Genomic DNA, 16,893 nt, shown 5'->3' with positions numbered 1-16,893 from the left:
ACTGACCTACGACCGAAATCAGCGGACGTAAATCGGTGAAACCCATTGTGAACGTTTGGCGTTCCACTATGTTGCGAACATATGCAGGAGGCGGGCATGACAGACTCAGACCAATTCACGCCAGACGCCGAAGACGAAGCATTCGGTATCAACGACTTATTCGTCGACGAAGTTCTTGAAGCGATTGAAAACCACGATTCCGTCGCGTTGGACGGCATGTTGGAAGACGTCCACCCTGCCGACATCGCGCATTTGATCGAAGTGATCGACGGCCGCCGCCGGACCGAATTGCTTACGCTTTGGAAGGGTGGGCTTGACGGTGAAGTGCTGTCAGAACTGGACGAAAACCTACGCGAAGAGGTGATCGACAGCCTGGCACCCGCCGAATTGGTCGAAGCGGTGCGCGAGTTGGACAGCGATGACGTTGTTGATCTGGTCGAAGATTTGGGGTCTGAGCAACAAGAAGCCGTTCTGGGTGCGCTGGACGCCCCTGATCGTGTCGCGGTCGAAAAGGCGTTGGCCTATCCAGAAGAATCCGCTGGTCGTCACATGCAGGTGGAATTGGTGCGCGCGCCGACCCATTGGAATGTAGGCGAGGCGATTGATTACCTGCGATCCGACGACAACACTTTGCCGGACCAGTTCTATCATCTGATCCTTGTTGATCCGCGGATGAAGGCGGTTGGATATGTGACGCTTGGCCGGATTTTGTCGACACGCCGCGACGTGAAACTGCTTGATATCGCAGAGGATAGTTTCCGCACCTTCAACGTGAACCAAGACGTGGAAGAGGTCGCGAATGCGATCAACCACTACCACATGATCACGGCCCCAGTGGTGGATGATGACGACCGGATCGTCGGCGTGATCACGATTGATGACGCGATGGCCTTTATCGAAGAAGAGGCCGAAGAAGATTTGATGCGCTTGGCCGGCGTTGGCGAAGGCAGCTTGTCTGACAGGGTGATCGACACCACGAAACAGCGCTTTCCGTGGCTGGCTGTTAACCTTGTGACCGCGATTTTTGCGTCGCTGGTGATTTCGTTGTTCGAAGGCACGTTGCAGCAATCTGTGGCGCTGGCTGTCCTGATGCCCATCGTGGCGTCGATGGGCGGGAACGCTGGTACGCAATCGTTGACGGTGGCTGTGCGCGCACTTGCGACGCGAGACTTGACCAGTTCAAACGTGTGGCGTGTTATCCGCCGCGAAGCGTTGGTCGGCCTGATCAATGGCGCGATTTTTGCGGTCGTGATGGGCGTAATTGGAGCGGTTTGGTTTGGCACGCCGATGTTGGGTGTCGTGATTGCAGCGGCGATGGTGATTAACTTAATCGTGGCAGGCTTAGCCGGCACGATGGTCCCCGTGGTGTTGGAAAAAGTAGGGGTCGATCCCGCGCTGGCGTCCGGTGCCTTTGTGACGACGGTGACGGATGTTGTTGGTTTCTTTGCCTTTTTGGGGCTGGCTGCGATGTGGTTGTTGTAATGAATCTGTCGGACGTAAAAGCGCAAGCACGCAAAGCCGCCTTTGCCCGTCGTAAGATCGCACATGATCTGGGGCAGGGCACGGCTGGATATCTGTCCGAGGTTTTGGCGGGCTACCGCGGTGTGCCTGTCGCCGGTTATATGGCGATGCGGACTGAAATTGACCCAAGTGCTGCGATGGAAGAGGCCGCCGCACATGGACCCGTCGGCGTTCCGGTGATTATCGGCGCGGGGGAACCGCTGAAGTTCCGGCAATGGACGCCGGATAGTGTCATGGTGCCGGGCGCATTTGGTGCTGCAATTCCTGAAACGGGTGACTGGATCACGCCTGAAATTGTGATTGTGCCGCTGGTGGCTTTCGATAGGGCCGGCGGGCGTTTGGGATATGGTGGCGGTTTTTATGACCGGACGCTGGAACAACTGCGGGCAAAACAGCCCACACTTGCGATTGGCTTTGCCTACGCGGATCAAGAGGCGGATGATTTGCCGTTGGAAGCCACGGACCAGCCGCTGGATTTGATTGTGACTGAAGGTGGTGTGATCCAACCCTAGTCACGCAGGCTGATTTTTCGCGGAAAAGCGTACGAATTTCCTAGAAAATTCGATCTCTAGCCCATAAGGCAGTGCTATGAAAATACTGTTTCTTGGCGACGTTATGGGTCGCGCGGGCCGTGCGGCCATCACTGAACATCTGCCACGTTTGCGGGCGGAATGGGCGCTCGATTTTGTTGTTGTGAACGGCGAAAATGCGACTTCTGGCATGGGCCTATCTGGCGCGCATGCTGAACTGATTTTTGCGGCTGGTGCAGATGTTGTGACCTTGGGCGATCATGCCTTCGATCAAAAGGACATGCTGACTTATATCGAGAAAGAAGCACGGATCATCCGTCCGATGAATTTCTCGAAAAAGGCACCGGGCATTGGCGCGCGCGTGTTCGAAGCCACCCGTGGTCGCAAAGTGTTGGTCACGCAGGTCTTGGGCCAAGTTTTCATGAAACGCCCCTTTGATGACCCGTTTTCTGCCCTTGATGCGACGCTGCGCCAGTATCCGATTGGCGGTCAGGTTCAAGCCAGCCTTGTTGATATCCACTGCGAAGCGACATCGGAAAAGATGGCCGTTGGTCATTTCTGCGATGGTCGTGCCAGCATCGTCGTGGGCACGCATACGCATGTGCCGACGGCTGACGCGATGATCTTGCCGCGTGGGACTGCGTATTTGTCGGATGCGGGCATGTGTGGCGATTATGATTCCGTGATCGGCATGGAGAAAGAAGAACCGCTTCGTCGCTTTATCACGGGCATGCCCAAGGCGCGGTTCACCCCTGCGGCGGGCGAGGCGACGCTGAGCGGGCTATATGTCGAAACGGATGATCTGACAGGCAAGGCCACGCGCGTTGAAATGGTGCGCCAAGGTGGACGGCTTGCCCAAGCAGGACCTGCCTGACGACGCTTGCAAGCCTGTGCGCAAAGCGTAACACTGTGAAGCGACCATAGGGCATCATCATGACCGACTTTTCCTTCCTATCCGATACGCAGGCCGCCCTTTTGACGTTGGCTGTCGTCGTCGGCATGTTCGGGATGTTCCTCAAAGAGGTGTATCCGACCGAAGTCGTGGCCATGATCGGTGTGTCGATCCTATTGGTTGCCGGAGTTTTGTCCTACGACGATGCGGTGAACGCCTTGGCCAATCCGGCCCCTTGGACGATCGCCGCGATGTTCATCATCGTGGGCGCTTTGGTCCGTACAGGGGCGCTGAATGCGCTGACCGAAATTGCGGAACGGCAAGCCAAAATCAATCCGGCCCGCGCGATTGCGGGGTCATTGGTATTTGTGGCCTTTGCGAGCGCGATTATGAACAACACGCCGCTTGTCGTTGTCATGATCCCTGTTTTTATCCAGCTTGCGCGAACCTTGGGGACAACGGCGTCTAAGTTGCTGATCCCGCTGAGTTATGCTGCGATTGTAGGCGGGACCATGACGTTGCTTGGGACATCGACCAACCTGCTTGTCGATGGTGTTGCACGTGCGTCTGGGCTGGAGCCGTTCAGCATTCTCGAAATCACGCCAATCGGATTGGTCGTCGTGACTTGGACGTTCATCTATCTTTATTTTGCGGGGCCGCGTTTGTTGCCAGAACGTGCGTCGATGGGGCAAATGCTGTCCGACCGGTCGAAGATGCGGTTCTTTACGGAAGCCATTATTCCACCCGATAGCAACCTGATCGGTCGCCAAGCCACGGACGTAAAACTGTTCCAACGGGACGGTGTGCGTCTGATAGATATCGTCCGTGGCGACGCGTCGCTCCGGCGCAATATGGACGATGTGGAACTTCAAATCGGGGATCGTGTGATCCTTCGTACTGCGATGACGGAACTTTTGTCATTGCAGGCCACGAAGGATCTGCGCCGTGTCGACCAGTTGTCCGCGGTGGAAACCACGACGGTTGAAGTGCTGATCACGCCAAACTGCCGGATGGTCGGGCGCACCTTGGCTTCCCTGCGGCTGCGGCGTCGCTATGCGGTCTATACGCTGGCGGTCCATCGTCGTGATGCGAACATCAATCGCCAAATTGATGATATCGTTGTCAAAGTTGGCGACACACTTTTGCTTGAAGGATCGCCAGAGGATATCCAACGCCTGTCTGACGACATGAATCTTGGTGACGTTTCTAAACCATCGGCGCGGGCTTTCCGGCGTGAAAAATCATGGATCGCAATGGCTGTGCTTGCGGGTGTTGTTGTGCTTGCCGCAATGAATGTGGCGCCGATTTTGATGCTGGCGATGATCGGCGTAACGATTGTTTTGATGACCGGCTGCATCGATGCCGAAGAAGCGTTTTCTTACGTGGATGGTCGCCTGCTTGCGCTGATTTTCGCGATGCTTGGGGTTGGCGCTGCACTGCAATCTTCTGGGGCGGTCGAACTCGTCGCGGATTCGCTGTCGCCTGTCATGCTGGCCTTGCCGCCGTTCTTTGTAGTGTTGGCCGTTTACCTGCTGTCCAGTCTCCTGACGGAATTAGTCAGCAACAATGCCGTTGCGGTTGTGATGACCCCCATCGCAATCGGTTTGGCATCAGCGCTTGGTGTTGACGCGCGCCCGCTTGTGGTCGCCGTTATGGTAGCAGCGTCCGCCAGTTTTGCGACGCCCATCGGGTATCAAACCAACACGCTGGTCTACGGGCCTGGCGGCTACAAATTCAGCGACTTTCTTAAATTCGGGGTGCCGCTGAACCTGTCGCTTGCGCCCATCGTGTCCTTTGTAATCCCGTTCATCTGGCCGCTCTGATCTTCTTTTGGCCTGAAATATCTTGGGGGAGCACGCAAGTGCGGGGGCAAAGCCCCCATTGACGTTGCAACACACCCCTTCGGTGCCCTATAGAGGCGCAGATTTATGACAGTACAGCCGACAGGTAAGACAAAGGGGATTTCCCATGGCAGGCCATTCCAAATGGGCGAATATTCAGCACCGTAAAGGGCGTCAGGACAAAATCCGCGCCAAGGTGTTCTCGAAAATGAGTAAAGAAATCACTGTCGCCGCCAAAATGGGCGACCCTGATCCGGACAAGAACCCGCGTTTGCGGATGGCGGTAAAAGAAGCGAAATCTGTTTCTGTGCCAAAGGACGTGATTGATCGCGCGATCAACAAAGCCACCGGTGGTGATGCGGAAAACTACGATGAAATCCGCTACGAAGGTTACGGTCCAAACGGCGTCGCCGTGATTGTCGAGGCGATGACCGATAACCGCAACCGGACCGCGTCAACGGTACGGTCGACGTTCACGAAAAACGGCGGCAACTTGGGCGAAACGGGGTCTGTTGGCTTTATGTTCGACCGTAAGGGCATGGTGACATATCCGGCGTCAGTTGGCGATGCGGACACTGTGATGATGGCAGCCCTCGAAGCTGGCGCAGAAGACGTCGAAAGCGATGAAGAAGGCCACGTGATCTACACGGGCGACACCGATTTGCACGAAGTGTCGAACGCGTTGGAAGCTGATTTGGGCGAAAGCGAAAGTTCGAAACTGATCTGGAAGCCGAATATCCAGACTGATCTGGACCTTGAAAGCCTGACCAAGCTGATGAAGCTGGTAGAAGCGCTCGAAGATGATGACGATGTGCAAACCGTCACAACCAACTTTGAAGCGTCTGACGAAGTTATGGCCGCCTACGCTGAAAGCTAAGCGCGACCACGATCTATCCCGAAAATTTAGGGGCGAACCGTCATCGGTTCGCCTCTTGTCATTTGGTGGGGCAGGTGTCACCGCTAGGCCATGACAAACCCGCGTCCCGCACTTGGCATTTTTTGGATGGTGATGACCGGCCTCAACTTTGTGGCTGTGACGGCGCTTGTGAAGCACGTCGGGTCGGACGTGCCTGCCGCCCAAGGCGCGTTTCTGCGTTATGTTCTTGGTCTTGTCTTCCTCATTCCGATGATCCGGCCCATTCTGTCGGCACGTTTGACTGGTCGTCAGCTGAAGCTGTTCGCGATGCGCGGCGTGGCGCATACGCTTGCCGTCATTCTGTGGTTCTTTGCCATGGCGCGCATTCCTATCGCTGAAGTGACCGCGATGAACTATCTTTCCCCGATCTATGTCACGATCGGTGCAACCCTGTTTTTGAAAGAGAAATTGCCGCCCCGCCGATTAGCGGCTGTGATTATCGCCTTGATCGGCGCCATGATAATTTTGCGACCGGGCATCAAAGCGGTCGAAGAAGGGCACATTGCCATGATCGGCACAGCGCTTTTGTTTGCGGTCGGATACCTCGTTGCGAAACAATTGTCGGGCGAGGTTTCTCCGGCTGTTGTCGTCGGGATGTTGTCTGTGACCGTGACAATCGGTCTGGCACCTTTTGCGATTGCGGTTTGGATCACGCCGACGCTGGCGCAACTGGGCTGGCTGTTTTTGGTCGCCTGCTTTGCGACCGCTGGTCATTACACGATGACATTGGCCTTTGCGGCAGCCCCATTGACGGTCACGCAACCTGTCACGTTCCTACAGTTGATCTGGGCGGTTTTGCTTGGGTTTCTGGTCTTCGACGAAGCCGTCGATGGCTGGGTTGTGGTGGGTGGTTTGGTCATCATGGCGTCCGTCAGCTTTATCACATGGCGTGAAGCCGTCGCCCGTCGATCCGTGACGCCGTCAGTCCCCGCGACAAAACTCTGATCCAATGAAAACCTGCGATGTGGGCCTTTAGCCCATTTCGCGCGGATTTTTTATTGATTGACGAGTCAATTAAAATAATGCGAGAGGTCGGGAAAGGAGCCTTCAATGCCTAAAATCGGAATGGAACCTATCAGACGCGCCGCTTTGGTCGAAGCGACGATTGCTGAAATCGGTGCGGCGGGATCGCTTGATGTGACGGTTAGCAAGATTGCTAAGCGTGCTGGCATGTCGTCCGCGTTGGCCCACCATTACTTTGGTGGCAAGGACCAGATTTTCGTTGCTGCCATGCGCCATATCCTGACGGAATACGGGGCAGAGGTGCGTGCTGAGCTGGCAAAGGCCAAGACGCCTGCGGGGCGGGCACAGGCGATCATCCGTGCCAGCTTCGCGCCATCCTGTTTTGCGCCTGCCACGGTCAGCGCGTGGATGACGTTTTACGCGCAGGCCCAGACAAACCCTGACGCTTTGCATTTGCTGCGGATTTATCAAAAACGACTTCGGTCAAACCTGACCGATGCCTTGCGTCCGATGTGCGAAGATCCTCAAGCGGCGGCCGATATGTTGGCTGCGCTTATCGACGGATTGTATATCCGCGCGACCCTAACGGGGCCGGACGCGAACCCTGAAGGCCAAGCTTTGGCGCTACTTTCCTCTTTAACAAAAGGTGCTGCATGACCAAGCCAAATATCCTGATAATCATGGTGGACCAACTGAACGGGACATTGTTCCCCGACGGTCCTGCGGACTGGTTGCATGCGCCGAATATGAAAAAACTGGCTGCAAAATCCACACGGTTCCAACAATGCTACACCGCGTCCCCGCTGTGTGCGCCGGGGCGTGCGTCGTTCATGACAGGTCAGTTGCCATCGCGGACGGGTGTGTACGATAACGCCGCCGAATTTGCGTCCAGTTTGCCAACCTATGCCCATCACCTGCGCCGTGCTGGTTATCAGACATGTCTGTCTGGTAAGATGCACTTTGTTGGTCCCGATCAGTTGCATGGTTTTGAAGAACGCCTGACGACTGACATCTACCCACCCGATTTTGGTTGGACGCCCGATTACCGCAAACCAGGTGAGCGGATTGACTGGTGGTATCACAACATGGGGTCTGTGACGGGTGCTGGCGTTGCTGAAATCAGCAACCAGATGGAGTACGACGACGAGGTGGCGTATCACGCGACCCGTAAGCTGTATGACCTTTCCCGCGGGCATGACGACCGCCCGTGGTGTCTGACCGTCAGCTTCACACATCCGCATGATCCGTACGTGACCCGCAAGAAATACTGGGACCTTTACGAGGATTGCGACCACCTGATGCCAGAGATCGGGCCGATCCCGTACGAAGATCAGGACGCGCATTCTCAGCGAATTCTTGACGCGAACGACCGCGATAATTTCAACATCACGGAAGACATGATCAAACGGGCGCGGCGGGCCTATTTTGCGAATATTTCCTACCTTGATGATAAGGTTGGTGAATTGCTGCAAACGCTTGAAGATACGCGGCAAGAAGCAACGATCCTGTTTGTGTCCGACCACGGCGATATGCTGGGCGAACGCGGGCTTTGGTTCAAAATGTCCTTCTACGACGGGTCTGCCCGTGTGCCGATGATGATCAGTAGTCCTGATATGGAACCGGGTCTTGTCACAACGCCGGTGTCCAACATCGACGTCTGTCCGACGCTATGTGATTTGGCCAACATCGACATGTCCGAGGTGATGCCGTGGACGCAGGGCGAGAGCATCAAGCCGCTTGGCCAAGGTGCCACGCGCGACACACCTGTCGCGATGGAATACGCGGCAGAGGCATCTTATGCGCCTGTCGTATCCCTGCGGTATGGCAAGTGGAAGTTCAACATGTGCAGCCTTGATCCCGATCAGCTGTTTGACATGGAAAACGACCCGCATGAGTTGACGAACCTTGCGGATCATCCTGATCACCAAGGCACGTTAACCACGATCAAAGCCAAAGCTGAAAAGCGCTGGGATCTTGCCGCGTTTGATGCGGACGTCCGGCATTCCCAAGCGGGCCGCTGGGTCGTCTACGAATCCTTGCGCAACGGCGCCTATTTCCCGTGGGATTTCCAGCCGCTGCAAAAAGCGTCCGAACGGTACATGCGCAATCACATGGACCTGAATGTTCTCGAAGAAAATCAACGGTTTCCAAGGGGTGAATGACCGCATTCACCTGTCCTGACATCTCTTTCCGAAGGTATCCGACCTATGCACCAACAACCTAAAGCCAGCCATTTTATTGATGGCCAGTATATCGAAGACACAGCGGGCGAAGCCTTTGATGTGATCTACCCTGCAACGGGCGAAGTGATTGCAAAGCTGCATGCAGCGACCCCTGCGATCATTAACCAAGCCTTGGACGCTGCGAAGCGCGCGCAAAAGGATTGGGCCGCGATGACCGGCACCGAACGTGGCCGTGTGCTGCGCCGTGCTGCGGATATCATGCGTGAACGTAATCACGATCTGTCCGTGCTGGAAACTTACGACACGGGCAAACCCTATCAAGAAACATCCGTTGCGGATGCGACATCGGGCGCTGATGCATTGGAATACTTCGGTGGCTTGGCGGGTAGCCTGACGGGCGAACACATCCAATTGGGCGAAGATTTCGTGTATTCCCGCCGCGAAGCGCTTGGCGTTTGCGTTGGCATCGGTGCTTGGAACTACCCAACGCAAATCGCCTGTTGGAAAGGTGCACCAGCGCTGGCCTGCGGTAATGCGATGGTGTTCAAACCATCTGAGACCACGCCATTGTCTGCGTTGAAAGTCGCTGAAATCCTGATGGAAGCAGGCGCACCTGCGGGGATTTACAATGTGGTGCAAGGGCTTGGCGCTGTTGGTGCATCGCTGGTGACCGATCCGCGCGTTGATAAAGTGTCCCTGACGGGATCGGTTCCGACGGGTAAAAAGGTCTACGCCGCTGCGGCCGCGGGCATGAAGCACGTCACGATGGAACTGGGCGGAAAATCCCCGTTGGTGATCTTTGACGACGCCGATTTGGAAAACGCGGTGTCTGGCGCGATCCTTGGCAACTTTTATTCGACGGGGCAGGTCTGTTCCAACGGCACCCGCGTATTCGTACAAAAAGGCATCAAGGACGCGTTTTTGAAACGGATGTCTGAACGACTTGGTGGTGTTGTGATGGGGGACCCGCAGGACCACGATACGAATTTCGGACCTATGGTGTCGGAAAACCAGCGCGACATTGTAGAAGGCTATATCGCGAAGGGTGTTGAAGAAGGCGCGCGGATCACTTTTGGTGGCAAACGCGTTGATCGTGATGGGTTTTTCATTGAACCGACGGTCTTTGCCGACGTCACTGATGACATGACCATCGCGCGCGAAGAAATCTTTGGGCCCGTTCTGTCCGTTCTTGATTTCGACACCGAGGAAGAAGTGCTGCGCCGTGCTAATGACACCGAATTCGGTTTGGCCGCTGGCGTTTTTACCTCAGATCTGACGCGTGCGCATCGGATGGTCGCAGGGTTTGAAGCAGGCACCTGCTACATTAACACTTATAACCTCGCGCCGGTCGAAGCGCCGTTTGGCGGCATGAAAATGTCCGGCGTTGGGCGCGAAAACTCGAAAGCAGCGATTGACCATTATTCGCAGGTAAAGGGCGTTTATGTAGCGATGACAGACGTCGAGGCACCATTCTGATGCAAGCGGATTATGTAATCATCGGGGCGGGGTCTGCTGGCTGTGCGATGGCGTACAGACTGGCCGAAGCGGGCAAAGATGTGCTTGTGATCGAACACGGCGGTTGGGACGGTGGTCCGTTCATCCAGATGCCTGCCGCCTTGTCCTATCCGATGAATATGTCGATGTATGACTGGGGCTTACAGACCGAACCTGAACCACATTTGGATGGTCGGACCCTTGTCACCCCACGCGGTAAAGTCATCGGTGGATCATCGTCGATCAACGGTATGATCTACGTGCGCGGTCACGCGATGGACTACGACCATTGGGCTGAAAGCGGCGCGCATGGGTGGTCGTACGCGGATGTGCTGCCCTACTTTAAGCGTATGGAAAACTGGCATTCGGGCGGTCACGGTGGCGATCCGGCGTGGCGCGGTAAGGACGGTCCTTTGCATGTGACGCGCGGGCCGCGGAAGAACCCGCTGACGCTTGCTTTCGTCGAGGCGGGCAAGCAAGCTGGCTATGAGACGACCGACGATTACAACGGCGAACAGCAAGAAGGCTTTGGTCCGTTCGATGCGACGATCTGGAAGGGGCGGCGTTGGTCTGCTGCGAACGCCTATCTGCGGCCCGCGTTGAAAAAAGACAATTGCAACCTCGTGCGCGCCTTCGCGCGACGGGTTGTGATTGAAAATGGGAAAGCGGTTGGTGTTGAAGTCGACATCAAAGGACAGACGCAAATCATCAAGGCTAATGTCGAAGTCATTGTGGCTGCGTCGTCGTTGAACTCTCCAAAACTGTTGATGCTGTCTGGCGTTGGACCAGCGGCGCATTTGGCTGAGCACGGCATTGATGTCGTCGCAGATCGCCCCGGTGTGGGGCAAAACCTGCAGGACCATCTTGAACTTTATATCCAGCAGGCCGCCATCCGCCCCGTGTCTTTGTTCAAATATTGGACGTTGCTGTGGAAAAGCCGGATTGGTCTTGAATGGTTGATCCGCAAAACTGGTCTTGGCACATCGAACCAGTTCGAAAGTGCCGCGTTTATTCGGTCAAAAGCAGGCGTCAAGTATCCGGATATTCAGTACCATTTCCTACCAATTGCAGTGCGTTACGACGGAAAAGTTGCCGCGGAAGGGCACGGATATCAGGCCCATGTCGGCCCAATGCGGTCCGTTTCGCGGGGGCATGTTTCGTTGCGGTCGACTGATCCGAAGGATAATCCGAAAATCCTGTTCAACTACATGTCTGATCCGTCAGATTGGGCTGATTTCCGGAATTGTATCCGCCTGACGCGCGAAATTTTCGGACAGGATGCATTTGCGCCTTATCGCGGTAAGGAAATCCAACCGGGTGAAGATGCGCAAAGCGACGAAGCGCTTGACGCTTTCATCAAAGAGCACGTCGAAAGCGCGTATCATCCTTGTGGCACGTGTAAAATGGGCGCGGCAGATGATCCGAACGCGGTTGTCGATCCCGAAGGACGTGTCATTGGCGTTGACGGATTGCGGGTCGCTGATAGTTCGATTTTCCCACGGATTACGAACGGGAATTTGAACGGGCCGTCGATCATGGTGGGTGAAAAGATCGCTGACTTTGTGCTTGGAAAACAGCCGCTTGCACCAGCAAATGACCAGCCGTGGATTCATCCGCGGTGGGCAACCGAACAGCGTTAATCGACCTGATACGGGAGCATTCCGCGATGGTTTGGATCAACGTGCAGTTCTCGTTCTAACGGCGGGACTGCGCGTTGGTGGCAGGTTTTACGTTCGCAAATGCGGCAAGAAATTCCGATGGGTTCGTAGGCTTCTGGCGCGCTGGTGTTCATGTGATCGGCATAGACGACGGCGTCTGCATGTTTGACTTCGCAGCCTAAACCGATGGCGTAGCGGCGGACGGGGGCCGTGTAGGACCCACCTGATTTACTGACGTCGCGGGCGAGGCAAAAGTAACGTGCCCCGTCAGGCGTTTCGGCCAATTGACGTAGAAACTGACCTTGGGTTTCAAACGCGCGGTGTACGTTCCACAGCGGGCATGCGCCGCCGTAACGTGCGAATTGCAATGTCGTGGCTGAATGCCGTTTTGTGATTGTGCCTGCCTGATCAACACGCACAAAGAAGAACGGGATGCCTTTGGCGTTGGGTCGTTGCAGCGTGGACAATCGATGTGCGATTTGTTCAAGCGATGCGCCAAATCGTGCAGACAGGATTTCCAGATCGTGGCGGGTGTTTTGCGCTGCGTCCAAGAAAGCAGTGTAGGGCATCAACGCAGCCCCGGCAAAGTAGTTGGCCAAGCCGACCTTGGCGATGTTGCGAGCCGCGTCAGATTGGAAACGTGCAAGATCGAGCGTGGCTTCGAGTAGGTCGCTGCGGGTGAGCAGCGCCAGTTGTAATAAAAGCTGAAAGCTTTGTGTCGCGGCTGGTGCGAACTGCGACAGGGTCAGCGTTTTTGTGCTGGCATCATAGGATCTTATCGTATCGACGGGTTCGATCCTGACCCGCACACCTGCCTTTGACAATGCGGATGTCGTGGCTTGCATCAGCGTTTCGTCAGGCGGAATTGTCTGCGTAAAACGTTCAGCGGCGCGGTCGACCGGATCAATGTAATTATCGCAATAGTGAAAGAAGTCGCGCACCTCTTCCCAAGGGCTTGGGGTGGGTCTGGCGTCTTCACGGCCTAATGCTTCGTCAAGCGAGGCGAGACGTTCCTGGCTTTGACGATAGCCCGTGTGCAAGTCCAAAAACGCGCGGACCAATGCGGGCGCGTTTGCTGCCGCAAGTCGCAAATCCACAAGTGGCGGGGTAGGGCCTGTGAACACGGGATCGGCCAAAGCTTCGCGCATATCGCTGACAAGACGGGCTTCGTCGCCGGCCTGTAGTTCGGTCACATCAAATCCGAATTCCTGTGCGAGACCAAGAACAACCGCGGTACTGACCGGCCGGTTGTTGTTTTCCATTTGGTTCAGATACGGCAGGGACACCCCCAACCTGTCAGCAAACGCTTTTTGCGTCAGGGATACGCGACCACGTAGCTCGCGCAGCTTCGCGCCCGCGTATAGTTTCTGAACCGCCATGATGCCGCCCTTTGCAATTTAGCTAGGCACCGTCATAGCGCCTGCAAATATTGCAAATCAAGCGTTGATCTGTCGTGTCCGTTGCATGACCAGCAACAGCGACACCATTGCCAGTGCGGAGACGATGAACATCAGCCATTGCAGTGGGATCGTGCCGCTTTCTACGGTTAACAGGCCGCCAGCGAATTGCGATAACGCCGCGCCGCCGCCAACCATGATGGCACCGCCCAACCCGCTTGCGGTGCCCGCAAGGCGGGGGCGCACGGACAACAAGCCTGCCGTTGCGTTGGGCATCGACATGCCGTTGCCGAGGCCCAAGAATGTACAAAAGCCAAAGAAAGCAAGGGGATGATTGAAACCAGCTAGCGACAGACCCAGTGATGCGCCCATGCCGACCAAGGTAACGATTGTGCCGATCAACGCCATTTTGTTGATGCCGAGTTGCACGGAATAGCGACCTGATAAGAAGTTACCCGCAGCGTAGCCGATGGCGGGGGCGCCAAGGCCGACGCCGCTCCAGAAGGGAGACAGGTTGAAGACGCTGCTGGCGATGAATGATGCGCCACCTAGGAGCGCAAAGAATGCGCCGCTCGCGAATGCCGCACACAGCGCGTAGCCCCAGAACCGCGGTGACGCGAATAGGGCGGGGTAGCTTTTGATCTGTTCGCCAAAACCCATACCGCCGTCTTGCACGGTTTCGCCAAGATCGAAGTAGGCCAATGCAAAAACGCCGATCCCGGCGAGTGCAAGAAACGCAAAGGTCGCGTGCCAGTCGAAAAGTTCTTGCAGAACGCCACCAATCATTGGGCCGAACATGGGAACCAATGCCATCCCCATTGTCACATAGCCGATCATGGAGGCCGCTTGGTCCTGTGGGACCATGTCGCGCACGATTGTGCGGCTTAGGACGAGCGACGTCGCGACGGAGGCTTGCAAGAGCCGGAAAGCCAGAAACACCTCAACAGATTGTGCAAACATAGCGCCGATTGTGGCGAGGATGAAAATGCCGATCGCGACCAAAACAACTTTGCGTCGCCCAACTTTATCCGAGATTGGCCCGATGAATATCTGCAGCGCCGCCGTTGCCGCCAGATACCCCGACAGGGAAATCTGCATCACGGCATAGGTCGTGTCGAAGTAATCCGTCATGGCGTTGAGCGACGGCAAAAAGATCGACATGTTCAGCGCGCCGATGCCAGCGAGTAAAACAAGAGTCACGATGTGAGGCGGTGTGGTGCGAGATAAGAAGCGCACATTCGGAAGCGTTGTCATGCCCAAGACCTATGCCTGTCGTATTGGCCTGTCCATGGCTGGCGCTGCGACAGCTATGTGCAAAAATGCAGAGATAAAGTTTGCAATTATTCAAATCGAGAGTTTGGTAACTTGGTTTATTTGCAAATCTGCTCATTCGTTCTTTAGAAATTTACCGATTAGACCTAGGGTCTGCAGAACCGCAGCAAAAGAGACACGCCATGGATATTCTGCAAGAGCTTCAAGATCGCCGCGACACGGCCCGTTTGGGTGGTGGTGAAAAACGAATTGCGGCGCAGCACGCCAAGGGCAAGCTGACCGCGCGCGAGCGGATCGATCTTTTGCTGGATGATGGGTCGTTCGAAGAATTCGATATGTTTGTCGCACATCGCTGCACCGATTTTGGCATGGAAGAACAACGGCCTGCGGGTGATGGTGTTGTGACCGGTTGGGGCACAATCAATGGCCGTATGGTTTATGTGTTCTCTCAGGATTTCACTGTTTTTGGTGGATCGCTGTCGGAAACACATGCGCAAAAGATTTGTAAGATCATGGATATGGCCGTGCAAAACGGCGCGCCTGTGATTGGCCTGAACGATTCTGGTGGCGCGCGTATCCAAGAAGGTGTGGCGTCGCTTGCCGGTTACGCTGAAGTTTTCCAACGCAACATTATGGCGTCCGGCGTTGTCCCACAGATCAGTGTGATCATGGGGCCTTGTGCAGGTGGTGCGGTTTATTCGCCTGCCATGACCGATTTCATCTTTATGGTGAAAGACACGTCTTACATGTTCGTCACCGGCCCTGATGTTGTGAAAACAGTAACGAACGAAGTGGTTACTGCGGAAGAGCTTGGCGGTGCATCGACCCACACCAAGAAATCCTCGGTTGCGGATGGCGCGTTTGAAAACGATGTCGAGGCGTTGATCGAAGTGCGTCGTTTGGTTGATTTCTTGCCGCTGAACAATCGCCAGAAAGCGCCCGTGCGTCCGTTCTTTGATGACGTGAACCGGTTAGAGGACAGCCTTGATACGCTGATCCCTGACAACGCGAACACGCCATATGACATGAAGGAACTGATCACCAAGCTGGGTGACGAGGGTGATTTCTACGAAATTCAGGAAGATTATGCGAAGAACATCCTGACCGGCTTTATTCGTCTGGAAGGCCAGACGGTTGGTGTCGTCGCGAACCAGCCGATGGTTTTGGCCGGTTGTTTGGATATTGATAGTTCGCGTAAAGCGGCGCGTTTTGTGCGTTTCTGTGATGCGTTTGAAATTCCTATTCTGACGCTTGTCGATGTGCCGGGCTTCTTGCCGGGGACGTCACAGGAATATGGCGGCGTGATTAAACACGGCGCGAAGCTGCTGTTCGCGTATGGTGAGGCGACTGTGCCGAAGGTGACTGTCATCACCCGTAAGGCCTACGGTGGGGCCTATGACGTGATGGCGTCCAAACACCTGCGTGGCGATTTCAACTACGCGTGGCCAACAGCCGAAATCGCTGTGATGGGGGCGAAGGGCGCGACCGAGATTATTCACCGTGCCGATTTGGCAGATGCTGACAAGATCGCGCAGCATACAAAGGATTACGAAGACCGCTTTGCGAACCCGTTTGTTGCCGCTGAAAAGGGCTTCATCGACGAAGTGATCATGCCGCATTCCACACGCAAACGCGTCTGTCGGGCCTTTGCGTCGCTGCGCGGCAAGCAAGCTAAGAACCCGTGGAAAAAGCACGATAATATCCCGTTGTAGAAGAGGGCGCTGCCCTCGGCCTGCGGCCTCATCCGGGATACTTGCAGCCAAAAGAAAAGAAAGGAGCCAGTGATGATGAAAAGATGTTTTGCCGCAATCGCGCTGGTTCTGACCGCGTCCATTGGGGCCGCCCAGCAGGTGTCTGTCCCGTCGGGATTGGATATTGCGCTTTACGATGTGATCTTGGAGCCCGCTAATCAAACCGCGCGGTTCCGGTTTTTGGCACCGCAAATTGGTATCGAAAACGGGGCTACCTTCACGGACGTCGTGCCTGACCTACAGTATCTGTGTGACAAGATCGTCGTGCCGGGGCTGGCCGAAAACGGTTGGACGGATGGGGACGTGGTGATTTCACTTTCTGCGTCCGAGGTCGAGTTTGGCGTGGCCAGCCCTGAGGTTGTCCAGTATTTCCAGCCTTTCAGTATTCAGGCAGGTGCCTGCATGTGGGAGGATTTCTGAGAATGAAACAAACACACCAATGGGGGAATTCCGCTGATGCACCCCAAACACAGAT

Annotated in this window: 14 protein-coding genes; 12 read left to right on the top strand and 2 right to left on the bottom strand. The window is 55.5% G+C overall.

Translation table 11 applies throughout. The annotated features are described in order from the left end of the window. Positions 1-96: 96 nt before the first annotated feature. The 10 genes from mgtE (at position 97) to betA (ending at position 11,980) form a co-directional block, all read left to right on the top strand. Positions 97-1,482, top strand: a complete 1,386-nt coding sequence (mgtE, locus tag AC0L7R_RS13645) for a magnesium transporter (RefSeq protein WP_473657407.1) — start codon at positions 97-99, stop codon at positions 1,480-1,482. Beyond that, positions 1,482-2,033, top strand: coding sequence for a 5-formyltetrahydrofolate cyclo-ligase (locus tag AC0L7R_RS13640; protein WP_473657406.1), 552 nt, complete (start codon positions 1,482-1,484; stop codon positions 2,031-2,033). The genes mgtE and AC0L7R_RS13640 overlap by 1 nt, the downstream gene beginning before the upstream one ends. Before the next feature lie 76 nt (positions 2,034-2,109). Beyond that, positions 2,110-2,925: a TIGR00282 family metallophosphoesterase gene (locus AC0L7R_RS13635; protein WP_473657405.1), complete on the top strand. Its 816-nt coding sequence runs from the start codon at positions 2,110-2,112 to the stop codon at positions 2,923-2,925. A 59-nt stretch (positions 2,926-2,984) separates the two neighbouring features. Continuing rightward, positions 2,985-4,766, top strand: coding sequence for an SLC13 family permease (locus AC0L7R_RS13630; RefSeq protein ID WP_348107595.1), 1,782 nt, complete (start codon positions 2,985-2,987; stop codon positions 4,764-4,766). A gap of 145 nt (positions 4,767-4,911) precedes the next feature. After that, a complete protein-coding gene (locus AC0L7R_RS13625) occupies positions 4,912-5,661 on the top strand; it encodes a YebC/PmpR family DNA-binding transcriptional regulator (RefSeq protein WP_247125964.1) in 750 nt (249 codons plus the stop codon). Between the two features lie 90 nt (positions 5,662-5,751). Continuing rightward, positions 5,752-6,645: an EamA family transporter gene (locus AC0L7R_RS13620; RefSeq protein WP_473657404.1), complete on the top strand. Its 894-nt coding sequence runs from the start codon at positions 5,752-5,754 to the stop codon at positions 6,643-6,645. A gap of 105 nt (positions 6,646-6,750) precedes the next feature. Continuing rightward, positions 6,751-7,320, top strand: a complete 570-nt coding sequence (gene betI / locus AC0L7R_RS13615) for a choline-binding transcriptional repressor BetI (RefSeq protein WP_348107597.1) — start codon at positions 6,751-6,753, stop codon at positions 7,318-7,320. Next, complete coding sequence (betC, locus tag AC0L7R_RS13610; protein ID WP_473657403.1) at positions 7,317-8,825, top strand: choline-sulfatase; 1,509 nt, start codon at positions 7,317-7,319, stop codon at positions 8,823-8,825. The genes betI and betC overlap by 4 nt, the downstream gene beginning before the upstream one ends. Before the next feature lie 45 nt (positions 8,826-8,870). Further along, a complete protein-coding gene (gene betB / locus AC0L7R_RS13605; RefSeq protein ID WP_473657402.1) occupies positions 8,871-10,322 on the top strand; it encodes a betaine-aldehyde dehydrogenase in 1,452 nt (483 codons plus the stop codon). Continuing rightward, complete coding sequence (gene betA, locus AC0L7R_RS13600; RefSeq protein ID WP_473657401.1) at positions 10,322-11,980, top strand: choline dehydrogenase; 1,659 nt, start codon at positions 10,322-10,324, stop codon at positions 11,978-11,980. Before betB ends, betA begins: the two co-directional genes overlap by 1 nt. On the opposite strand, the gene AC0L7R_RS13595 is transcribed toward betA, so the two are convergent. Together AC0L7R_RS13595 and AC0L7R_RS13590 are read right to left on the bottom strand one after the other, a co-directional pair. Next, the gene (locus AC0L7R_RS13595) at positions 11,977-13,377 is read right to left on the bottom strand and encodes a helix-turn-helix domain-containing protein (RefSeq protein WP_348107601.1); all 1,401 of its coding nucleotides are present in this window, start codon (positions 13,375-13,377) and stop codon (positions 11,977-11,979) included. The two genes, betA and AC0L7R_RS13595, sit on opposite strands and share 4 nt — an antisense overlap. A 57-nt stretch (positions 13,378-13,434) precedes the next feature. After that, a complete protein-coding gene (locus tag AC0L7R_RS13590; RefSeq protein ID WP_348107602.1) occupies positions 13,435-14,649 on the bottom strand; it encodes a multidrug effflux MFS transporter in 1,215 nt (404 codons plus the stop codon). 200 nt (positions 14,650-14,849) lie between these two features. Between AC0L7R_RS13590 and AC0L7R_RS13585 the strand changes: the two genes are divergently transcribed. Continuing rightward, complete coding sequence (locus tag AC0L7R_RS13585) at positions 14,850-16,379, top strand: carboxyl transferase domain-containing protein (protein WP_473657399.1); 1,530 nt, start codon at positions 14,850-14,852, stop codon at positions 16,377-16,379. A 72-nt stretch (positions 16,380-16,451) separates the two neighbouring features. After that, positions 16,452-16,838: a DUF6497 family protein gene (locus AC0L7R_RS13580; RefSeq protein WP_473657398.1), complete on the top strand. Its 387-nt coding sequence runs from the start codon at positions 16,452-16,454 to the stop codon at positions 16,836-16,838. Positions 16,839-16,893 lie beyond the last annotated feature (55 nt).

It is taken from the genome of Yoonia sp. D2-7 (assembly GCF_055809435.1).
The sequence above is the reverse complement of the archived record's forward strand: the minus strand, read 5'-3'. Positions and strand labels throughout refer to the sequence as shown.